At 45.0% G+C, this 19,295-nt stretch carries 18 protein-coding genes and 2 pseudogenes; 14 read left to right on the top strand and 6 right to left on the bottom strand.

The window, feature by feature from the left end; genetic code table 11:
* Positions 1-22 precede the first annotated feature (22 nt).
* The 4 genes and pseudogenes from mrdA to E8Q33_RS03005 all read right to left on the bottom strand — a co-directional run bounded on the left by mrdA (position 23) and on the right by E8Q33_RS03005 (position 4,449).
* Positions 23-1,909 (bottom strand): penicillin-binding protein 2, encoded by a 1,887-nt coding sequence (gene mrdA / locus E8Q33_RS03020; protein ID WP_069295563.1) that lies wholly within the window; start codon positions 1,907-1,909, stop codon positions 23-25.
* Between the two features lie 2 nt (positions 1,910-1,911).
* Positions 1,912-2,388 (bottom strand): rod shape-determining protein MreD, encoded by a 477-nt coding sequence (mreD, locus tag E8Q33_RS03015; RefSeq protein WP_136552704.1) that lies wholly within the window; start codon positions 2,386-2,388, stop codon positions 1,912-1,914.
* The gene (mreC, locus tag E8Q33_RS03010; protein ID WP_136552702.1) at positions 2,375-3,277 is read right to left on the bottom strand and encodes a rod shape-determining protein MreC; all 903 of its coding nucleotides are present in this window, start codon (positions 3,275-3,277) and stop codon (positions 2,375-2,377) included. Before mreC ends, mreD begins: the two co-directional genes overlap by 14 nt.
* Positions 3,278-3,403: 126 nt before the next feature.
* Positions 3,404-4,449: pseudogene (locus E8Q33_RS03005) on the bottom strand (rod shape-determining protein).
* A 120-nt stretch (positions 4,450-4,569) separates the two neighbouring features.
* Here E8Q33_RS03005 and gatC point away from each other — a divergent pair.
* The 12 genes and pseudogenes from gatC to mutM all read left to right on the top strand — a co-directional run bounded on the left by gatC (position 4,570) and on the right by mutM (position 15,236).
* On the top strand, positions 4,570-4,857 hold the full coding sequence (gene gatC / locus E8Q33_RS03000) for an Asp-tRNA(Asn)/Glu-tRNA(Gln) amidotransferase subunit GatC (RefSeq protein WP_136552700.1): 288 nt from the start codon (positions 4,570-4,572) through the stop codon (positions 4,855-4,857).
* A gap of 20 nt (positions 4,858-4,877) precedes the next feature.
* Positions 4,878-6,331 (top strand): annotated as a pseudogene (gene gatA / locus E8Q33_RS02995) (Asp-tRNA(Asn)/Glu-tRNA(Gln) amidotransferase subunit GatA).
* A gap of 162 nt (positions 6,332-6,493) precedes the next feature.
* Entirely contained in the window at positions 6,494-8,125 is a 1,632-nt protein-coding gene (locus tag E8Q33_RS02990) for an acetolactate synthase large subunit (RefSeq protein ID WP_136552698.1), read from the top strand.
* Positions 8,126-8,133: 8 nt separating this feature from the next.
* Positions 8,134-8,637 (top strand): peroxiredoxin, encoded by a 504-nt coding sequence (locus E8Q33_RS02985; RefSeq protein ID WP_136552696.1) that lies wholly within the window; start codon positions 8,134-8,136, stop codon positions 8,635-8,637.
* 124 nt (positions 8,638-8,761) lie between these two features.
* Positions 8,762-9,019, top strand: coding sequence for a 50S ribosomal protein L28 (gene rpmB, locus E8Q33_RS02980; protein WP_136552694.1), 258 nt, complete (start codon positions 8,762-8,764; stop codon positions 9,017-9,019).
* On the top strand, positions 9,009-9,164 hold the full coding sequence (gene rpmG, locus E8Q33_RS02975; RefSeq protein ID WP_069295571.1) for a 50S ribosomal protein L33: 156 nt from the start codon (positions 9,009-9,011) through the stop codon (positions 9,162-9,164). Before rpmB ends, rpmG begins: the two co-directional genes overlap by 11 nt.
* A 103-nt stretch (positions 9,165-9,267) precedes the next feature.
* A complete protein-coding gene (locus E8Q33_RS02970) occupies positions 9,268-10,482 on the top strand; it encodes an EAL and HDOD domain-containing protein (protein ID WP_136552692.1) in 1,215 nt (404 codons plus the stop codon).
* A 6-nt stretch (positions 10,483-10,488) separates the two neighbouring features.
* Positions 10,489-11,433: an ABC transporter ATP-binding protein gene (locus tag E8Q33_RS02965; protein WP_136552690.1), complete on the top strand. Its 945-nt coding sequence runs from the start codon at positions 10,489-10,491 to the stop codon at positions 11,431-11,433.
* Positions 11,434-11,437: 4 nt separating this feature from the next.
* Positions 11,438-12,181 carry an ABC transporter permease gene (locus tag E8Q33_RS02960; RefSeq protein WP_247869893.1) on the top strand — a complete coding sequence of 248 codons (744 nt, stop codon included), beginning with the start codon at positions 11,438-11,440 and terminating at the stop codon, positions 12,179-12,181.
* Positions 12,181-13,548 carry a GldG family protein gene (locus E8Q33_RS02955; RefSeq protein WP_136552688.1) on the top strand — a complete coding sequence of 456 codons (1,368 nt, stop codon included), beginning with the start codon at positions 12,181-12,183 and terminating at the stop codon, positions 13,546-13,548. The genes E8Q33_RS02960 and E8Q33_RS02955 overlap by 1 nt, the downstream gene beginning before the upstream one ends.
* Entirely contained in the window at positions 13,545-14,414 is an 870-nt protein-coding gene (locus tag E8Q33_RS02950) for a DUF4340 domain-containing protein (protein WP_168800126.1), read from the top strand. The genes E8Q33_RS02955 and E8Q33_RS02950 overlap by 4 nt, the downstream gene beginning before the upstream one ends.
* A gap of 3 nt (positions 14,415-14,417) precedes the next feature.
* Complete coding sequence (gene mutM / locus E8Q33_RS02945; protein ID WP_136552685.1) at positions 14,418-15,236, top strand: bifunctional DNA-formamidopyrimidine glycosylase/DNA-(apurinic or apyrimidinic site) lyase; 819 nt, start codon at positions 14,418-14,420, stop codon at positions 15,234-15,236.
* 7 nt (positions 15,237-15,243) lie between these two features.
* Here the strand turns inward: mutM and E8Q33_RS02940 are convergent, their stop codons facing one another.
* Complete coding sequence (locus tag E8Q33_RS02940) at positions 15,244-15,528, bottom strand: c-type cytochrome (RefSeq protein WP_069295578.1); 285 nt, start codon at positions 15,526-15,528, stop codon at positions 15,244-15,246.
* A 77-nt stretch (positions 15,529-15,605) separates the two neighbouring features.
* On the opposite strand from E8Q33_RS02940, the gene rluD reads away from it, so the two are divergent.
* Both rluD and chrA read left to right on the top strand, forming a co-directional pair.
* A complete protein-coding gene (gene rluD / locus E8Q33_RS02935; RefSeq protein WP_136552683.1) occupies positions 15,606-16,574 on the top strand; it encodes a 23S rRNA pseudouridine(1911/1915/1917) synthase RluD in 969 nt (322 codons plus the stop codon).
* Between the two features lie 12 nt (positions 16,575-16,586).
* On the top strand, positions 16,587-17,780 hold the full coding sequence (gene chrA, locus E8Q33_RS02930) for a chromate efflux transporter (RefSeq protein WP_136552681.1): 1,194 nt from the start codon (positions 16,587-16,589) through the stop codon (positions 17,778-17,780).
* Here chrA and E8Q33_RS02925 read toward each other — a convergent pair.
* Complete coding sequence (locus tag E8Q33_RS02925; protein ID WP_069295581.1) at positions 17,772-18,983, bottom strand: FAD-binding oxidoreductase; 1,212 nt, start codon at positions 18,981-18,983, stop codon at positions 17,772-17,774. The two genes, chrA and E8Q33_RS02925, sit on opposite strands and share 9 nt — an antisense overlap.
* Between the last annotated feature and the right edge of the window lie 312 nt (positions 18,984-19,295).

Raw genomic sequence — 19,295 nt, 5'->3', positions numbered from 1 at the left:
CGTTCTTGGCGGATTGCGACGCTCATTCAGTAATTGGCTCATCGCTCTCTTTCTCTATCTCAGTCTCTAGTCCAAAATACACATCAATTAATTTTCGGGCGATAGGTGCGGCAACAGCACTACCACTACCACCATTTTCGACGATCACAGAAATGGCAATTTCAGGGTTCTCTGCCGGTGCAAAAGCCACAAACAAGGCATGGTCATGCAGTTTTTTGGCAAGTGTTTCTGCATCGTATTTTGCATCTTGTGCGATCCCGAATACTTGAGCGGTACCGGTTTTCCCTGCAATTTCAAATGGCAGGTTTTCTCCAATGTGGCGTGCTGTACCGCGTTTGCCATGTACTACTTCTATCATTGAATCGATGACCGCTTGCCAGTTACTGGTTTTTTGGATCGGTAAACTGTCGGCCTGTTGGGCACCTATTAATTGCATGCCTTCATCATTGTCCGATTTTGTCGCTCGCACCATTTGTGGGGTATAGACTGTTCCTAACATGCCCAAAGTTGCTGTTGCATGCGCCAATTGCACCGGGGTGGTCTGATTAAACCCCTGACCTATACCTGAAATCAAGGTTTCACCTGGGAACCACGCCTGATTCCTCTGTGCGCGCTTCCACTCTCTTGATGGCGAAAGTCCTCTGCTTTCTCCAGGCACATCAATTCCTGATAGTTTGCCAAAGCCAAAATAATCAAGATAGTTATGCAGCCGATCTATCCCTAATGCGTGAGCTAAATCATAAAAATAAACATCGCAGGATTCTGCCATTGCACTTTTCAAATCTACATGGGCATGTCCTTGTCGACGCCAGCAACGATATCGATGGTCATGTCCTGGCAAGGTATAGAAACCGGGACAAAAGGTACGGCTTTGCTGGGTAACGACGTTTAACTCCAATCCAGCCAATGCCACAAATGGCTTGAAGGTGGAACCAGGTGGATAGTGTCCGCGTAAGGCTCTGTTGTAAAGGGGTTGCTCGGGGTTGTCGCGTAATTCAGCATAATCTTTGGTGCTAATGCCGGTGACAAAAGGATTCGGATCGTAGTCAGGCTTACTGACCAAAGCCAAAACACCCCCGTTGCGGGTATCCAACACCACAACCGAACCGTTGTATTCACCCAAAGCTTCAGAAGCTGCTCGCTGTAAATTTATATCCAGATGCAGATATATATCCTGTCCTGCCGTGGCGGGTTCACTGAACAGCTCTCTGACAGTTCTGCCTTGCACATTGGTTTCAACTTGACGATAGCCTACTGTGCCGTGCAAAAGATCTTCGTATTGTTTTTCAACCCCACTCTTACCAATCTGTAAGGTGCCTTTATAATTCTGCCGATCGATAACCTGCATTTCTTGCTGATTAATGCGTCCAACATAGCCAACAGAATGTCCAAAAAGCATCCCATGAGGATAATGACGAATCAGTCGACCAACCACATCAACTCCCGGGAATCGATGTCGATTAACTGAAAACAGTGCAACCTCTTTTTGGGTAAGTTGGTTACGGACGACTATTTCTTCAAAAGCCCGATGGCGTTTACGACGTTCTTTAAATGCCTCGATATCCTCTTCAGTTAGCGCCAGTAATTCAGCCAACTCAGCAATGGTTTCATCAAGGTTTTTAACTTTTTCCGGGATCAGTTCCAAGCTGAAGGTGGGGATGTTCTCTGCCAGCAACACACCATTCCGATCATAGATAAGGCCGCGCTGTGGAGGTAAGGGTTCAATAGCGACACGATTGCGATTGGATAGCGAATCAAAATGTTCAAATTCAACAATTTGTAGCATCACTAAACGAAAAATGATGATACCAAACAAAATAATGAAGAAAAGCCCGGCAAATATAAGCCGGTTACTGACCAGTCGGCTTTCGCGAAAATGATCTTTAAGCCGGTGACGGGGATCAATCACGATCAACTCACCTGAAAACTACGACGTATTTTCCTTAATACGGCATATACCAATGGCCAAACCAACGTACTGGTTAGTAAGGTCATCCAATTAGCCCAGCTAAAGCTGATAGGCGCGTTAAACATGACAATAAAGTGCACCAGGAAAACCAACGACAATATAGTAATAGCTTGTTGCCAGAGAGGATATTGACGAATCTGCAAATGTAAACGACCCACCAGATAAATCACCAAAGAATAGGCAAATGCATGAATACCTAATACACCACCGGTTACGACATCCACCACCAATCCCGTTAACCATGCAACGCCAATACTGACGCGCTGGGGTAAAGCCATCGCCCAGTAAATCAAGGTCATCACTACCCATTCAGGCCGGGCATAACGCAAATTATCAGGTAAAGGCACCAGCATTAATAAAATGGCGATGAGCAAAGTGACGTAAATCACACTACTGTGTTGAGACTTAACCATAACCATCAGTTACTGTCCTCAACTGGTGTGTCAGCATTATTTTCGACCGGCTGATCTGGCAAACTTTGCCATCGCTGCTTTCAATCTGCAAAGGGTAGGTAATACCAAAATCGATTTTTTCACCAGGCAGAACCAGCATAACTTCTCGACTGGTCGATAATCGAGCAGCAGGGGCAACCGCTATTTCTGCAAAGGATTTACCTTGAGGAAAGTCGACTGAAATAACCGACCCAACGGGATAACCCACTGGAAATCGTCCACCCAATCCTGAGGTTACCAACAGATCACCAACTCGTACATCCGCATTATGCGGTAAGAACTCCATCTGCAGCGATTCACCAAGACCACGACCAGTGACCACAGCGCGTAATCCATTTCTGACAATTTGCACCGGAATACTGTGACTAGGATCTGTGAGTAACACAACACGGCTGGAAAACTGACTGACTTCCGCGACTTGGCCCATCACTCCTAATGAATCGAGCACCGGTTGACCATCATAAACACCAAAAGCAACGCCTTTATCGATGATGACATGCTGGTAGAAAGGATCTAAGTCGACGCTCAACAATTCAGCGACCTGAACCCGTTCCTGTAAACGGAATGACGAACCGAGCAGTTCACGTAAGCGCATATTCTCGCTTTCCAATGCCTGCATTTTTTGCATGCGGACGCTGTTGGTCAGGTTTTGTGCTTCCAACGTCATGATTTGTTCACGCAGTTGCTGGTGGCCCTGAAACAGTTCACTAAACCAACTGACGATATCATCTGGCATAGAAGCAATTTTCTGTACAGGATAAACCACCGTCGACAGGCTTGCCCTGATGGGCTTGAAATAATCCAGTCGTGTATCGAGAAAATACAGCAAAACGGACGCGACTATTGCAAGTAGCATCCGGGTATTTAACGACGGTGTTTGGGTAAATAGCGGTTTAATGGCTCAGTTCCGAAAATGAAAAGACCTTCACAAACAAACTTGCTATTTGTAAAGGTCAAATACCAACATCAATCTTACTGAAGGCTATTCAAACGTAAATACGTCGCTCCCGCGTTCATCAATAAGTTCTAACGCGCGACCACCACCTCTGGCAACACAGGTCAACGGGTCTTCTGCAACAATGGCTGGCAACCCCGTTTCTTCCATCAGTAAGCGATCTAAATCTCTTAATAAAGCACCACCACCGGTCAGCACGATACCGCGCTCAGCAACGTCAGCACCCAGTTCTGGAGGTGTTTGTTCCAATGCTGTTTTAACCGCAGCAACAATACCGGCTAATGGATCTTGTAAAGCTTCAAGTATTTCATTGCTGTTCAAAGTAAAGCTACGGGGAATACCTTCGGCCAAATTACGGCCACGTACTTCCATTTCTCTGACTTCATTACCAGGATACGCTGAGCCGATTTCTTTTTTGATTTTTTCAGCGGTCGCTTCACCAATCAGCGTGCCGTAATTACGACGTACATAATTGACAATGGCTTCGTCGAACAGGTCTCCACCAATCCGCACCGAGGCTGAATAAACAATACCGTTCAGCGAGATGATCGCGACTTCTGTGGTACCGCCACCAATATCCAAAACCATTGAACCACTGGCTTCTTCTACCGGCATGCCCGCACCAATTGCGGCAGCCATCGGCTCTTCAATTAGAAATACATCGCGTGCTCCGGCACCGGCAGCGGATTCACGAATCGCACGACGTTCGACTTGAGTAGAACCACAAGGAACACAAACTAAAACGCGCGGGCTTGGTTTTAAAAAACGTCCTTCATGCACTTTACGAATAAAATGCTGCAACATTTTTCGGTGACAGTGAAATCAGCGATAACGCCGTCTTTCAAAGGACGAATCGCGGTGATATTACCAGGCGTACGACCTAACATTCTTTTTGCTTCTGCACCTACTGCAGCAATCGAACGCGGACCGCCCGGCCCTTTATCCTGTCGAATTGCCACTACTGAGGGCTCATCCAAAACGATGCCCCGTCCTCGCACATATATCAGCGTATTAGCTGTACCCAGATCGATAGACAGATCGTTAGAGAATATCCCGCGTAAACGTTCAAACATTGAAGAAACCACATCCGGAAGAGGTAAAATGAGTACTTTAGCAATGCTCAGGTCTGTTGGGCAAGCAACTAATCATTTAAACTTCAACTTTGTGAAATCGATTAACTTACGGGACGACTGATGAGTTTAGATAAATCCGATGTAGAAAAAATCGCGCATCTTGCGCGGCTCGCCATTGATGAAAGCACCATTCCTGATTATGCCCGCGACTTGAATAATATTCTCAATCTGGTTGAACAGATGAGTGCTGTGGATACCGATGCTGTCAGTCCAATGGCGCATCCTCTGGATGCCCATCAAAGACTGCGCGAAGACGTTGTGTCCGAAACGGATCAACGTGACTTATTCCAGTCTATCGCCCCGAAAACAGAAGCAGGTGTCTATCTTGTTCCTCAGGTCATCGAATAAATTCCAACACAGGCAAGCACATGCATAACAAAACTCTATCTGAACTTTCGGCTTTGCTGCACAACGGTGACATCACCAGTGTGGAATTAACCAAACATTTTCTGAATCGTATCAAAACGCATAATGGCAACTTGAATGCCTTTATCAGCATTACTGAAGAAAGTGCGCTGGCACAGGCCGCGGCCGCTGATAAACAATTTGCCGATAAAACAGCTGGTAAATTGACCGGTATTCCAATGGCGCATAAAGATATTTTCTGCACCAAAGGTGTTCGTACAAGTTGCGCCTCGAAAATGCTCGATAAATTTGTCGCGCCATATGACGCTACCGTGGTTGAAAAAATCGCTGCCAGCGGCATGGTGATGCTAGGTAAAACCAATATGGACGAATTCGCTATGGGTTCATCTAATGAAACCAGCTTTTACGGCCCGGTTAAAAACCCTTGGGATACTGAACGCGTTCTGGTGGTTCATCTGGCGGTTCTGCTGCCGCTGTTGCCGCACGTCTTGCCCCTATTGCCACTGGAACGGATACCGGTGGCTCGATTCGTCAGCCCTCTTCTTTGTGTAATTTAACCGGTCTGAAACCAACTTATGGACGAGTTTCCCGTTACGGCATGATTGCTTTTGCATCCAGTCTTGATCAGGCGGGACCGATGGCAGCCAATGCTGAAGATGCGGCGTTATTGTTAAACGTAATGTCGGGTTTTGATGAGCGGGATTCCACCAGCGTGGAACGTGATGTTCCAGATTACACCGCCAATCTGAATGATTCTTTAGAAGGTCTGCGCATCGGTCTGCCAAAAGAGTACTTCGGCGAAGGTCTGGATGCAGATGTGGCAGCAACCATTGATGCGGCCATTAAAGAATTTGAAAAACTCGGTGCTACTGTTAAAGAAATCAGTTTGCCCAATACAGCTTTGGCGATACCAACCTATTATGTTGTCGCCCCCGCAGAATGCTCATCCAATCTGTCACGGATGGATGGTGTTCGTTTTGGTCATCGTTGTGATGATCCGAAAGATTTGCAGGACCTTTATCAGCGTTCTCGTGGCGAAGGTTTCGGTGATGAAGTTAAACGTCGCATTATGATCGGCACCTACGCATTGTCTGCCGGTTATTACGATGCCTATTATCTTAAAGCTCAGAAATGCCGCCGTTTAATCGGCGATGATTTTCAGCAAGCCTTTGAAGAAGTTGATGTCATCATGGGCCCTACTGCACCGACCACAGCCTTTAAACTGGGTGATAAAACCGATGATCCGGTTGCGATGTATCTGGCGGATATCTATACCATCAACACTAATCTTGCTGGATTGCCAGGCATGTCGATTCCGGCGGGTTTCGCTGGAGGTTTACCTGCAGGGCTGCAAATCATTGGTAATTATTTCGATGAAGCACGTTTACTCAATGTCGCCCATCGTTACCAACAAGTCACCGATTGGCACAAGCAAATACCTAAAGCATTTCAATAATAACTAAGGGGCGGAAGCCCCTTTTTTAGGGCATTTTTTTATAAAAAATCACGCGATATTTAACGGTTATTATTCACGTCAATAACAATCAAATCAGCCTCTCGCATGCCGCAAATAAAAAAGGGTATGCTTGCGCCAAGGCAATTTAACGGAGTCATCTTAATGAAAGCAGCAGAGCTATTTGTGCGCACACTGGAAAACGAGGGTGTTGAATATGTTTTCGGTATTCCGGGTGAGGAAAATCTGGATGTAATGGATGCCTTACTGGACTCGAAAATTAAATTTATCACCACCCGCCATGAACAAGGTGCTGCTTTTATGGCCGATGTGTATGGTCGATTAACTGGCCGTGCCGGAGTGTGTATGGCGACGCTGGGCCCAGGCGCGACCAATCTGATTACTGGCGTCGCGGATGCCAATATGGATCATGCCCCCTTGGTAGCGATTGCCGGACAGGCTTCCACCAATCGTCTGCATAAAGAATCGCATCAGGTACTTAACCTTGAGGCGATGTTTCTGCCGATCACCAAATACTCCACCCGCATAGTCAGTCCGGAAGTTATTCCAGAAATCGTTCGTAAGGCTTTTAAAGTAGCGCAGACCGAAAAAACCGGTGCTTGCTTTATTGAATTTCCAGAAAATATTGCCGAGATGGAAATTGATGATGCGCCGTTAAGAGTAAAACATGCCACGCCTCCCGAGCCGGCTGCAGAGCATATCGAACGCGCCGCAGAATTAATCTCTAATGCAAAAAATCCGATTATCCTGGCCGGTAATGGTGTCGTTCGTGCGAATGCATCAAAAGCCTTAACCGAGTTTGCCGAAAAACTGGGTATTCCGGTTGCCAATACCTTTATGGCGAAAGGCGTTATTCCGTTTGGTCATTCCATGTCGCTGGGCAGTGTCGGTTTGCAATCCAATGATTATGTAAGTACCGGATTCGCCAATGCCGATGTGATTATCTGTATTGGTTATGACATGGTCGAATACCATCCTTATCTTTGGCATCCATCACGCGATCGTACGCTGATCCATATTGATACAACTCATGCTGAAGTGGATGCCTATTACAGTGTAGTACTCGGTGTAGTGGGAAATATTACGCACAGTTTAAATCGTATCGCTGCATTAACAACGCCGCATGAGGGCAAAGCCATGCGTACATTGCGTGATAGTTTGATTGCTGAAATGAATCATCATCGCCGTGATACTGAATTTCCAGTTAAGCCACAGAAAATCATCTGGGATCTGCGTACCGCAATGCATCTTGAAGATATCGTGATATGTGATGTCGGTGCGCACAAAATGTGGATGTCACGTATGTTCCGCTGTGAATATCCCAACACCTGTATTATCTCCAACGGCTTTGCCAGCATGGGTATTGCAGTACCTGGCGCAATTGCCGCCAAACTGGCCTATCCTGAACGCAAGGTGGTGGCAGTAACAGGAGATGCCGGGTTCTTGATGAACTCGCAGGAAATTGAAACCGCCATGCGCTTGAATATCGCTATCGTCATTTTAATTTGGAATGACGCCAGTTACGGTTTAATCGAGTGGAAACAGCAAAACCAGTTTGGTCGTACCAGTAATGTGAAATTCGGCAATCCGGATTTTGTACAGTATGCGCAATCATTTGGTGCCACTGGTGTCAGAGTGAACAAGACCGAAGATTTGATTACAGTTTTAAAGGAAGCGTTGGACAGTAACACCGTTACCGTCATCGACTGTCCGGTAGACTACCGGGAAAACCTGAAACTGACCGAATCTCTAAGTCAATTAACCCAGCCAACCTGAGAGAAAACATGAAGTCTGGAAAACGTTTTATTACCTTTATTGCCGCCCTGTTTGCTGTTTTATTTATTGTATTTTTGTATAGAAATGCCACAGCACCCGCTTATACCGAACTGCAGTTTGAAGATGTCGATGGTGAAATACATAATTTCAGCGATTACGCTGGTAAGCCGATATTAATGATTTTTTGGGCTACGGACTGCCCCGCTTGTGTACAGGAATTGCCCGAATTAATTGCTTTGCATGAAGAATATGCTGCAAAAGGTCTGGTAATGCTTGGAGTTTCTTTGCCACATGACACACCATCGCATATCAAAGCTATGCGTGAAGCTCGGGGTTTGCCTTATACGCTGGTCTGGGACAGTGAAGGTGAAATTTCCAGCGCATTTAATAATGTCAGAGTGACCCCCACTCATTACCTGATTTCGCCAGAAGGTAAAATTGTCATGCGCAAAATTGGCGTACTTGATAAAGATAGTGTTTCAGCCCAGCTCGACAGAATGGGCCTTAGCTAATTTATAGCGGAAAACTGCTACACATCAGATAGCACATATGGTATAAAGTCCGGCTTAGTTTATTCAGAATGATGCGTTGGCAGGACGCGTCAGTCACTAAAAATGCATCAGGAGCAGGATTAACATGTCCAGAGTATGTCAGGTAACGGGCAAACGCCCTATGAGCGGAAACAATGTTTCACACGCTCACAACAAAACAAAACGCCGTTTCCTACCTAACCTTCACTCACACCGTTTTTGGGTTGAGTCTGAAAATCGTTGGGTAAAATTGCGTGTCAGCAATCATGGTCTGCGTATCATTGATAAAAGAGGTATTGATACCGTTTTATCTGATCTCCGTAGCGCGGCGAAAAATTCTAAGGAGTTAGGACATGCGCGATAAAATCAAATTAGTTTCATCAGCAGGTACAGGTCACTTTTATACTACTGATAAAAACAAACGCACCATGCCGGAAAAAATGGAGATCAAAAAGTTTGATCCTGTTATCCGTCAACATGTGATGTATAAAGAAGCAAAAATCAAATAATTTTAGTGTTAACTGCTTCTAAAAAACGCTATTTAATGCGGGTTTTTTTTTGAATCAGGTAAAATAAAAAAGGAGTTATTCCTTACATCTTCAGGAAAAAAATATGTGCGTCGTTGCACCGCGTGTGATTATTGGCCGTCAACCAATTTATGATCGTGATTTGAATGTTTATGCTTATGAACTTTTATTTCGAGCTGGTAGGAGCAATACTTCTGGGGTAACCGCTGAAAATGCTGATATGGCAACCAGTCGAGTTATTAATCATGCCTTTATGGAACTTGGCATCGAACGTGTTATTGGTGAACATATCGGTTTTATTAATCTCACACGTAACTTTTTACTCAGTGATGATCCCATTCCATTTACTCAGGAAAAAATTGTCCTTGAAGTGCTTGAGGATATCGAAATAGATCAATCCTTGCTCGATGCAGTAAAAAAACTGGTTTATCAAGGATATACATTGGCGCTGGATGATTTTATCTATAACGATAAACTTAAACCATTGGTCAAAATGGCTAAAATTATTAAAGTCGATATTCTCGATGTTGACGAAGAGAAATTAACCAGACACGTTCATGAACTGAAACACTACCCTGTTCGTTTGTTAGCCGAAAAGATCGAAACTCGTGAACAATTCAATTTATGTATGCAGCTTGGATTTGAATTGTTTCAAGGCTATTACTTCTGTCGTCCAACCATCATTGAAGACAAGCCTGTACCGGAAAACCACTTCAAATTATTTCAAATTATCGAACGGCTTCAAGATCCCAATGTTGAATTCTCAGAAATCGAAAGGTTAATTCTGCAGGAAGTGGGACTCAGTTATAAACTTCTCAGGTTATTAAATTCTGCCGCGATAGGATTGCGCAGAAAAATAGACTCTATCCAGCAGGGCTTGATTATTCTTGGTCTCAAAGCTATCAAAACCTGGACAACTTTAATTGCATTAAATGCTATTGAATCTGTGCCAGCAGAGTTAATGACCCACGCATTAATCCGCGCCAAAATGTGTGAAAAATTAGCTCCAAATTATGGCTTCTCTGATGAGACTGGATTCCTGACCGGTATGTTCTCTAATATTGATGTGATGATTGGCATGCCAATGGAACATCTAATGATTTCACTGCCTCTCAATGGTGAATTAAAGTTAGCGTTAACCCATCGCGGTGGGCCTTTGGGCAAACTACTCGATATGGTTATTGCTTATGAGCAGGGCCAGTGGGATGTCATAGATACTCAAGATATTTCATTAGAAAGCTTGAGTGATATTTATGTAGAAGCAACGGAGTGGACGATTCAGACCAAAACCGTATTATAGTGCGCTATGACTATATTGCTCGAAGCACAAAATCTGTCGCGTTTTTTTGGCCCTAATATCGCGGTTCAGAATATTGATATCACGGTAAAACGTGGAGAAATTTTGGGTTTTCTCGGTCCCAATGGCGCCGGTAAAAGCACCACGATGAAAATGCTCAGTGGCAATTTGGCTCCTGACAACGGCGAAATCCGTATCAATGGGTTTGATCTGTTAACACAACCCAAACAAGCCAAGGCTCAATTAGGCTATCTACCAGAAAACCCACCGCTATATCGTGAATTGACTGTCGGCGAATATCTCAAGCATTGCGCCAGGCTCAACCGGCTGAAAGGCAAAGCATTGAAATCGGCTGTCGATACAGTGATCGATCGTTGTGGTCTTGGAGAGGTACAACGACGTTTGATCGGTCAGTTATCCAAAGGTTATCAGCAGCGTACCGGTATTGCTCAAGCAATTGTGCATAGCCCGGCGGTCGTGATCCTTGATGAGCCAACTTCTGGTTTAGACCCTGTACAGATTCGACAGATCCGTGAATTAATCCGTGAAATTGCCAATGAACATAGCGTTATTCTGTCGACCCATATTTTGCCGGAAGTAGAAATGCTCTGCGATCGGGTACAAATTATCAGTAAAGGTCAGGTCATCTTTGCTGACAGTCTGGCTGCCCTGCACCAGCAACGATTAAGTAGTCGTCTCAGGATCAGCTTCGCTAATCCTCCCTCAATTGCCGAAATACAATCACTAGAGCATGTAGCGTCAGTTGAGGTTTTATCATCTCAACAATTCCGTATTCTTTATCACCCGGAAAACGATCCGACCGAAAGCCTGTTAACCCAAGCGGTTAGCAAACAATGGCAACTGCAAGAGCTGGTACGTGAACAGGATTCGCTGGAAGATATTTTTATGCAGTTAATCAATTTTGATACTGCTGCAGTCGAGACAATAAACTAATGTGGTGCGTGGCAAGATTGGAATTTTCACGGTTGTTTTTATCACCGTTTGCTTGGGTAATGCTGGCTTTGGTGCAGTTTTTACTGGCGTATCTGTTTCTCAGTCATATCGATTATTTTGCTCAGATCCAGGGCAGATTTCCGCTATTCCAGGCGCACCAGGCGTCACTGAACTGGTTATTGCGCCGTTATTGAATAATGCCGCTCTCGTGTTGTTGATGATCGCTCCGTTTATCACTATGCGGGCATTTGCTGATGAGCATCGCAATCATAGTTTGCCGTTACTGATCTCCGCCCCACTCTCAGCCAGTCAGATTGTTTTCGGTAAATACATTGCTTATCTCGGTTTTTTTCTGTTGCAGCTAGTGCTGATTGCATTGATGCCATTATCACTTATCGCAGGCTCTGCAATTGATCTTTACCAGCTTAGCGCTGGCATGATTGGACTGGTATTACTGGTCGCCAGCTTTGTGGCTGCCGGGATCTATTTATCCTCGCTGACCACTCAACCCATTATTGCCGCGGTCATGACCTTCTGCCTGCTGTTTTTGTTATGGATAATTGATTTTGCTGCCGCCAGTGCCAGTGCCGGAGAGGTAAACTGGTTGGGTTGGTTATCATTGCTTGGACATTTTCAACCGCTTCTGGCCGGGCAAATCAGCAGTGTTGATCTGAGCTTTTTTGTGCTGTTTTGTGTGGTTTTTCTTCTGCTGACTATTCGCCGTATTGATGCTGCGAGGTTGAGTTAATGAAGATGTCAAAACAGTTTAAATATCAGCATCGACTACAACAGATTATTTTTTACCTGTTATTACTGGTGGTCATTATCGCTGTAGCCATTTTATCCAATAGATATACTTTTGAGTCTGACTGGACAGCCAATCAACGTCACACTCTTTCAGCCAGTACCACCGAATTCTTGCGTTCACTTGATAGTCCCGTCTCAATTGAAGTGTTCATTAGCCCTGGAAATCAATACCAACAAGCGGCTGAAAACTTGTTAAACCGCTATCAGCAACATAGTTCGCTACTAAACATCACCTATATTGATCCGGTGACACAGCCGCAGCGGGTACGCGAACTTGCTATTCAACAGCAGGCTGAAATGGTGGTAACGGGTCAACAAGGTCAGCAGCACGTCTTTGATTTATCAGAACAATCCTTGAGTAATGCCATTATCAAAGTCAGCCGTAGTAATTTGCCCAAACTGGTGTTTATTACCGGCCATGGCGAACGCGATATTGTTGGCGATGCAGCATTTGATATGGCGCAGTGGCGCAACCAACTGACTATCACTGGCTTTGATGTACAGTCGTTTTCGATGAGCGAAGCCATAAAAAACATCAGCACTGATGATAATGTTGTATTGGTTATTGCCAGCTCTCAAAAGCCCTGGCCAGAAATTGATGTTGTTCTATTGAATGACTATCTACAGCAAGGTGGCAATCTGCTTTGGCTAAGCGAACCGGATACTGATATTGGTCTTAATGCTATCAGTGAACAGCTTAATCTGGGTTTTGTACCTGGCACCATGGTGGATCCGAATGCAGCCAAGTTAGGCCTTGAGGATCCGCGTTTTGTGATTGTTACAGACTATGCCAATCATCCGGTTACTGCAGCAACTTCCAGTGTCACGTTGATGCCCGGCGCCCATGCCATGCAACTATCTGAAGCAGAATCTGCCTGGCAAGTCACACAGTTAATGCAATCGCAAAGTGATAGCTGGTCTAAATTAGCGGATATTAATCCCACAGAGATGGACAGCTTGCAGTTTGACGAAGATCTGGATATCCCCGGCCCATTAATGCTGAGTGTGTTACTGGAAAAAAACCTTTCGGTTAACCAAAAGCAACGCGTGGCCGTGTTTGGTGACGGTGACTTTGTTTCCAATTTATACCTCGGCACTGCCGCCAATCTTGAACTGGCCATGGCTTTGGTCAACTGGTTGGTCGCAGAAGATGACTCTATACAAATCCCGCTAATCAGAACCCGAGACAATCAACTGGTTTTAAGTGATCGACAATCGCTAATGATCGGAATAGGTTTTTTAGTTTTATTGCCTGTTAGCTTACTGCTCATTGGCTTATGCATCTGGTGGGTTCGAAGACGTCGATGAAAAGCACTTACCTGACCAATCTACTATTGTTGGTGGTGGCGGTTCTGTTAGTTTGGTTGATGACCGAAACCAACACATCATCATCAGTTATAACGATATCTGACAGCATTGATCCAACTCAGGTAACTGAGATAGAAATTCAGCGTAGAGAACAACAAACCATTCAATTACAACAGGATCAACAGTGGCAGTTAGTGCAACCCGTCAAAGCACGAGCGAATCAAACCCGAATCAAGTTGTTATTGAGTCTGCTAGAGCAACCCGTGCAAACACCTATTCTGGTCACAGATAACACCGATCTTGCTGAATTTGGTTTGGCACAACCGAACTTAACCTTGCTGTTTAATCAACAAAAGTTTGCGTTTGGTGATACTGAATCGTTAAGTGGTCAACGTTATATTCAGCACAATCAACAGATTTATTTAATTCATGATGATATTTCGCCACTGCTCGGTGCCAGTGCCAGCAGTTTTGTCGATAACCGTTTATTGGACCCGATAAGTCAGATCCAGTCTATTCAGTTACCAGCATTACACGATGATAATGCTCAATCACAAACTTCAGCACTATCGATTTATCAGCAAGACAATAATTGGCTTGCTAGTCCAGACAATTACAACCAAGACCAGCTGATAACACTTATACAGAATTGGCAGCAAGCTTATGCTATGCAAGTGGTTATCAACGCAGATATCGACTTGGCAGACGACAAGCCGGTAGTACTGATCGAACTAGCCGATAATACTCAACGCAAATTTGTTGTCTCGCATAATAACGATAGCCTGACCTTAACTGATCCGCAGCTGCAATTGCAGTATCAATTCCCGGCTCAAATTATCAACGCCCTGTTCTCAATAAACGATTAACACATGCCAGAATTACCTGAAGTTGAAACGACCCGAAGAGGCATCGCGCCATATATCGAAAACCAGCAGGTGCAGCAGGTTATCATCCGTGATGCTCGTCTACGCTGGCCCATCACCGATAAACTTGATGAAAAACTCTGCTGCCAGATAATTCAGTCGGTCAGCCGCCGCGCCAAATATTTACTGCTCAATACTGCAGATGGCACCTTGTTTATTCATCTGGGAATGTCGGGTCGGTTACGCATTCTGACTGCGTTTCAGCCTGCCGAAAAACACGATCACGTCGACATTGTTTGTGCCAATAACATTATTCTGCGCTTTACGGATCCACGTCGTTTTGGGGCGATTTTGTGGACCAGCGAACCGCCTTTGCAACATCCATTATTAAGTCATTTAGGTCCAGAGCCGCTGGATGATGAGTTTACTGCAACCTATTTATTGCAACGTAGTCGCAAGCGTCAGGTCAGTATCAAAACCTTTATCATGAATGCTGAAATAGTGGTGGGTGTTGGGAATATCTATGCCAGTGAATCACTGTTTCTCTCCAACATTCATCCGCAACTCATCGCGGCAAACCTGACAAAAAATCAAGCTGAAAAGCTGGTCGATGCCATTAAACTGACCTTAAAAAAAGCGATTGCCGCGGGTGGAACAACATTACGGGATTTTCGGGACAGTGAAGGCAAACCGGGATATTTCGCACAGGAATTATGGGTCTATGCGCGGCAGAGTCAAGGCTGTAAACAATGCGGGCATCCAATTGAACTGATTCGCCAGTCACAGCGTGCAACCTATTTCTGCCCACAATGCCAAAAACGGTAGGTCTAGATTATTGTTCTGAAAAATATTCTGCCAAAAGACGAATTTCTTTCTCGGTATATGCCGCAGCATGATGCCGCATCACTGAAGATTCCCTCGCTCCACTGACAAAATCCTGCATTTGCTGAATAAAATAATCTTGCTGCAAACCGGCCAGTTTTGGCATCTCACCTTTGCTGTGTCCATTGGTACCATGACAGCCCGCACAGGATGATGCCAGTAAAGCTATATTTGGTTCAGCATTAACCTCGGTCCACGTCAGAAGTAATGCCAGATATATCAACAATCGTTTCATAATTTCCCTTTCGCCCATTTCACGGCGATGATTCCAGCTACGTTATAATACCCAACCCATTTTATGCAAAGCCATTGATGACTGAAATTATTAAACTAGATGCCACTATTCCCGAGTCATTAAGTGGCTTGCGTGTTGATCAAGCCCTGGCACAGCTGTTTTCTGAGTATTCACGCGGGCAGCTGACAAAATGGATCAAAGCCGGGGATGTCTTGCTGAATCAGCAAATCTGCCGTCCAAAAGATGCTGTACGTACTGGCGATCAGATTGAAATTGCCGCACAACAAGTTATTCACGACGATAACTGGAAGGCCGAACCGATCGCTCTGGATATCATTTATGAAGATGAAGAAGTATTAATCATCAATAAAGCGGCTGGCATGGTAGTGCACCCCGGCGCAGGTAATCAGAATGGCACGATGGTCAATGCTCTATTGGCTCACGCACCGCAACTAATCCATGTCCCACGTGCCGGTATTGTGCATCGTATTGATAAAGACACCACCGGATTATTGATGGTCGCCAAAACCTTGCAGGCACACCATTCTCTAATCAGTCAGTTGCAACAACGCAGTGTGATTCGTGAATATCAGGCCATTGCCTGTGGGGTGTTTACTGCTGGCGGCACTGTCGATGAACCGATCGGCCGTCATAATATTGATCGTAAACGTATGGCAGTGACACAAAACGGTAAAATTGCCGTGACACACTACCGAGTTGAAGAACGCTTTCGTGCGCACACTCATCTGCGTTGCAAACTGGAAACCGGACGTACCCATCAGATCCGTGTGCATATGGCGCATATCCGGCATCCTTTGTTGGGTGATCCTTTATACGGTGGTCGTTTCAAAATTCCTAAAGGGATGACTGAAAGCTGCCTGGCGGCGTTGCTGAATATAAGACGCCAGGCGTTGCATGCCGGGTTATTGGGTTTTGATCATCCTGCCACGGGTGAGCCCGTCAGCTGGCAGATTCCGTTACCCGCTGATATGCAGCGATTACTGGAAGTGCTGCGCGAGGATACAAACAGTCATACTGATCAATAAGGGGATCTAAGCGTGAAGGCAAACAACAATCTGAATAATGTAATCAGCGTGTTTTTCGCCTTTCTCAAATTGGGTCTGACTGCGTTTGGCGGACCAATTGCCCACATAGGCTATTACCGCACTGAATTTATCAGCAAACGTCAATGGCTTACTGAGCAACAGTTTTCTCAATTACTTGCTGTAACGCAGTTTCTGCCCGGTCCGGCCAGTAGCCAGATGGGCTTTTCTATTGGTTTATTTCGCGCCGGCTGGATGGGCGCTATTGCCGCCTTTATTGCGTTTACCCTGCCCTCTGCAATACTGCTGTTTGCTTTTGCCAGTGTCGCCCATCATATGAACAATACGATAGGAACGGCCATTATTGATGGTTTAAAACTGGTCGCTGTCGCTGTCGTCGCCCATGCTGTTATCAGTATGGCTCAGAAATTAACTCCAGACTGGCAACGTATTTTGATTGCCCTATTAAGTTTTGCACTGCTGCTGATCTTTAAATTGGCAATTATGCAAATCGCCGTAATAATCTTGGGTGGTCTGGCCGGATGGTTTTTATGTCGCCAGCAACAACTGTCAGCGGATTTTAAATTCCCGGTCAATTACGGCAAACAAACTGCCTGGATCTTATTCAGCCTGTTCATGTTGCTGCTTATTCTCAGTCTGTTTGCTGGTAGCCAGCTCAATGTGACTAATATGCTAGCTGGTTTTTATCAGGCCGGTGCTTTGGTATTTGGTGGTGGTCATGTTGTGTTGCCATTACTGGAACAGCAGACGGTTGCCACTGGCTGGCTCACTACCGATCAGTTTTTAACCGGTTATGGTGCTGCTCAGGCAGTTCCAGGCCCAATGTTTACGCTGGCAACCTATCTTGGCGCTGAAATACCAACACAGTTGCCATCCGGCTGGAATGCCCTGCTCGCCACACTGGCAATTTTTATTCCGGGATTTCTATTATTGCTGGCGATGTTACCGCTGTGGCAACAACTAGCTCATCTACCCAACGCCGGTGCGGTGGTAGCTGGAATCAACGCCGCTGTAGTGGGTTTATTAGCTGCGGCTTTGTATGATCCTATTATCACCGAAGGCGTTAATCACTGGCTGGATTTACTGATTGCCCTTGGTGGTTTTTTAATTATTTTCGTGCTGAAGCGCTCTGCATTATGGACGGTGCTGTTCTGTGTCGCTGCCTCAGTTGCAGTTGCATTAATCTAATCTGGAAAAAGAAAACAGCTCTGCCAATGGATGCTCGCGCTGTTCGATATTGGCTCTTAATAAGGCAGCGCCAATCATGCTGTAAGTAATACCATTTCCACCATAAGCCATGGCAAACTGCACGCGTTCACCATATTGCTTATGTGGACCAAAAAACGGCAATCCATCCTCGGTTTCGGCAAAAGTGCCGGCCCAGGAAAATGTCGGGTTCATTGGTAATTTTGGAAAAAGTTTTTCGACTTTCTTCGCCAGAGTTTGGGCTTTTTTATCTACCCGTTTATCCCGTTTTGCCGGAATATCGATATCATCATCTTCTCCACCGACCAGCAAACGACCATCGCCGGTAGTTCGCATATAAAGATAAGGCCTGGCGGATTCCCACATCATGGTTTTATTTAGTTCGCCCAGTAATTCGGGATTTATCGGGTCGGTAATAAAAGCATAGCTGCTACGGTTTGATGCTACATTTTGTTTAAGTAATTTCTGGCTGGCATAGCCTGTCGCCACAATCACATACTGGCAACTGATTTTATGGCCGGTTGTGGTGAGTAATTCAACCGAATCTGCTGACGGTTTCAGTTGCTTGATTTCAGTGCGGTCAAATACCTTATGGCCGCTATTGTGCAATCGGTCCAATAGTTTAGAAGCAAGCCGATAGGGATCAATTCGTGCAGCCAGTTTACTAAGAATGGCACCGGGCGATTTAAAGCCATAAGCTTTTTTTATCGCATCCGGCTCTAGCCATTCAACATCAAATCCATGTTTTTGTCGCAACAAAAATTCGTCTTTGAGCGACTGTTTATCACGGTTGCGACTGGCGTAATACAAACTTTCCTGCATTTCGAAATCAACATCACCTACTGTTTCAGCAAGTTTTTGAAGATCGGTAATGGCTTCTGCACAAGCCCGATAGGCTTTTAAGGCATCAACCTCGCCATACAAAGCTGCAAGCTCGGTCAGATGGGTATCTATTTCATATTGCAGTAATGCCGTACTGGCCGCGGTGCTGCCCCAGCCGATATCCCGCTGTTCTATAACCGCAACGGCATAGCCATTTGAACTCAGATCATCAGCAATCAATGCCCCGGTAATACCACCCCCGATAATTGCCACATCACACACAATATCCTGGTCCAGCGCCGGAAAGGTTCGCATTAATCCATTTTTAATCGCCCAGAAGGGATAACCGCTTTTAAGATCCATTTGTTGCTGTCTTTTTGTTTAACAGAGAGGATTGAGCATAGCTGAATTTATCCGACTTATAGCTAACCTTGGTTAAATCGCGGCAATTAATTGATATTTAATAATGGCAGGCTTTGGCTTCCTTTGAATTACCTTTCTAACTTTATAAAACAATTTAATCGTTTAGTAATCTGCTAAAAACAGCCTTTCATTGTTCAATTCAACTATATGCTTAAATTTTACCCCTTTACTTTTTAGGGAATTTTTAGCAGATATTGCAGATTAGCTCATTTTAAATGATAATGATAACCATTATCATTATGTGAACTTTTC

Origin of the sequence: Methylophaga sp. SB9B (assembly GCF_004832235.1) — a bacterium.
Taxonomy (GTDB): domain Bacteria; phylum Pseudomonadota; class Gammaproteobacteria; order Nitrosococcales; family Methylophagaceae; genus Methylophaga; species Methylophaga muralis.
This window is presented reverse-complemented; position numbering and strand designations above follow the sequence as displayed.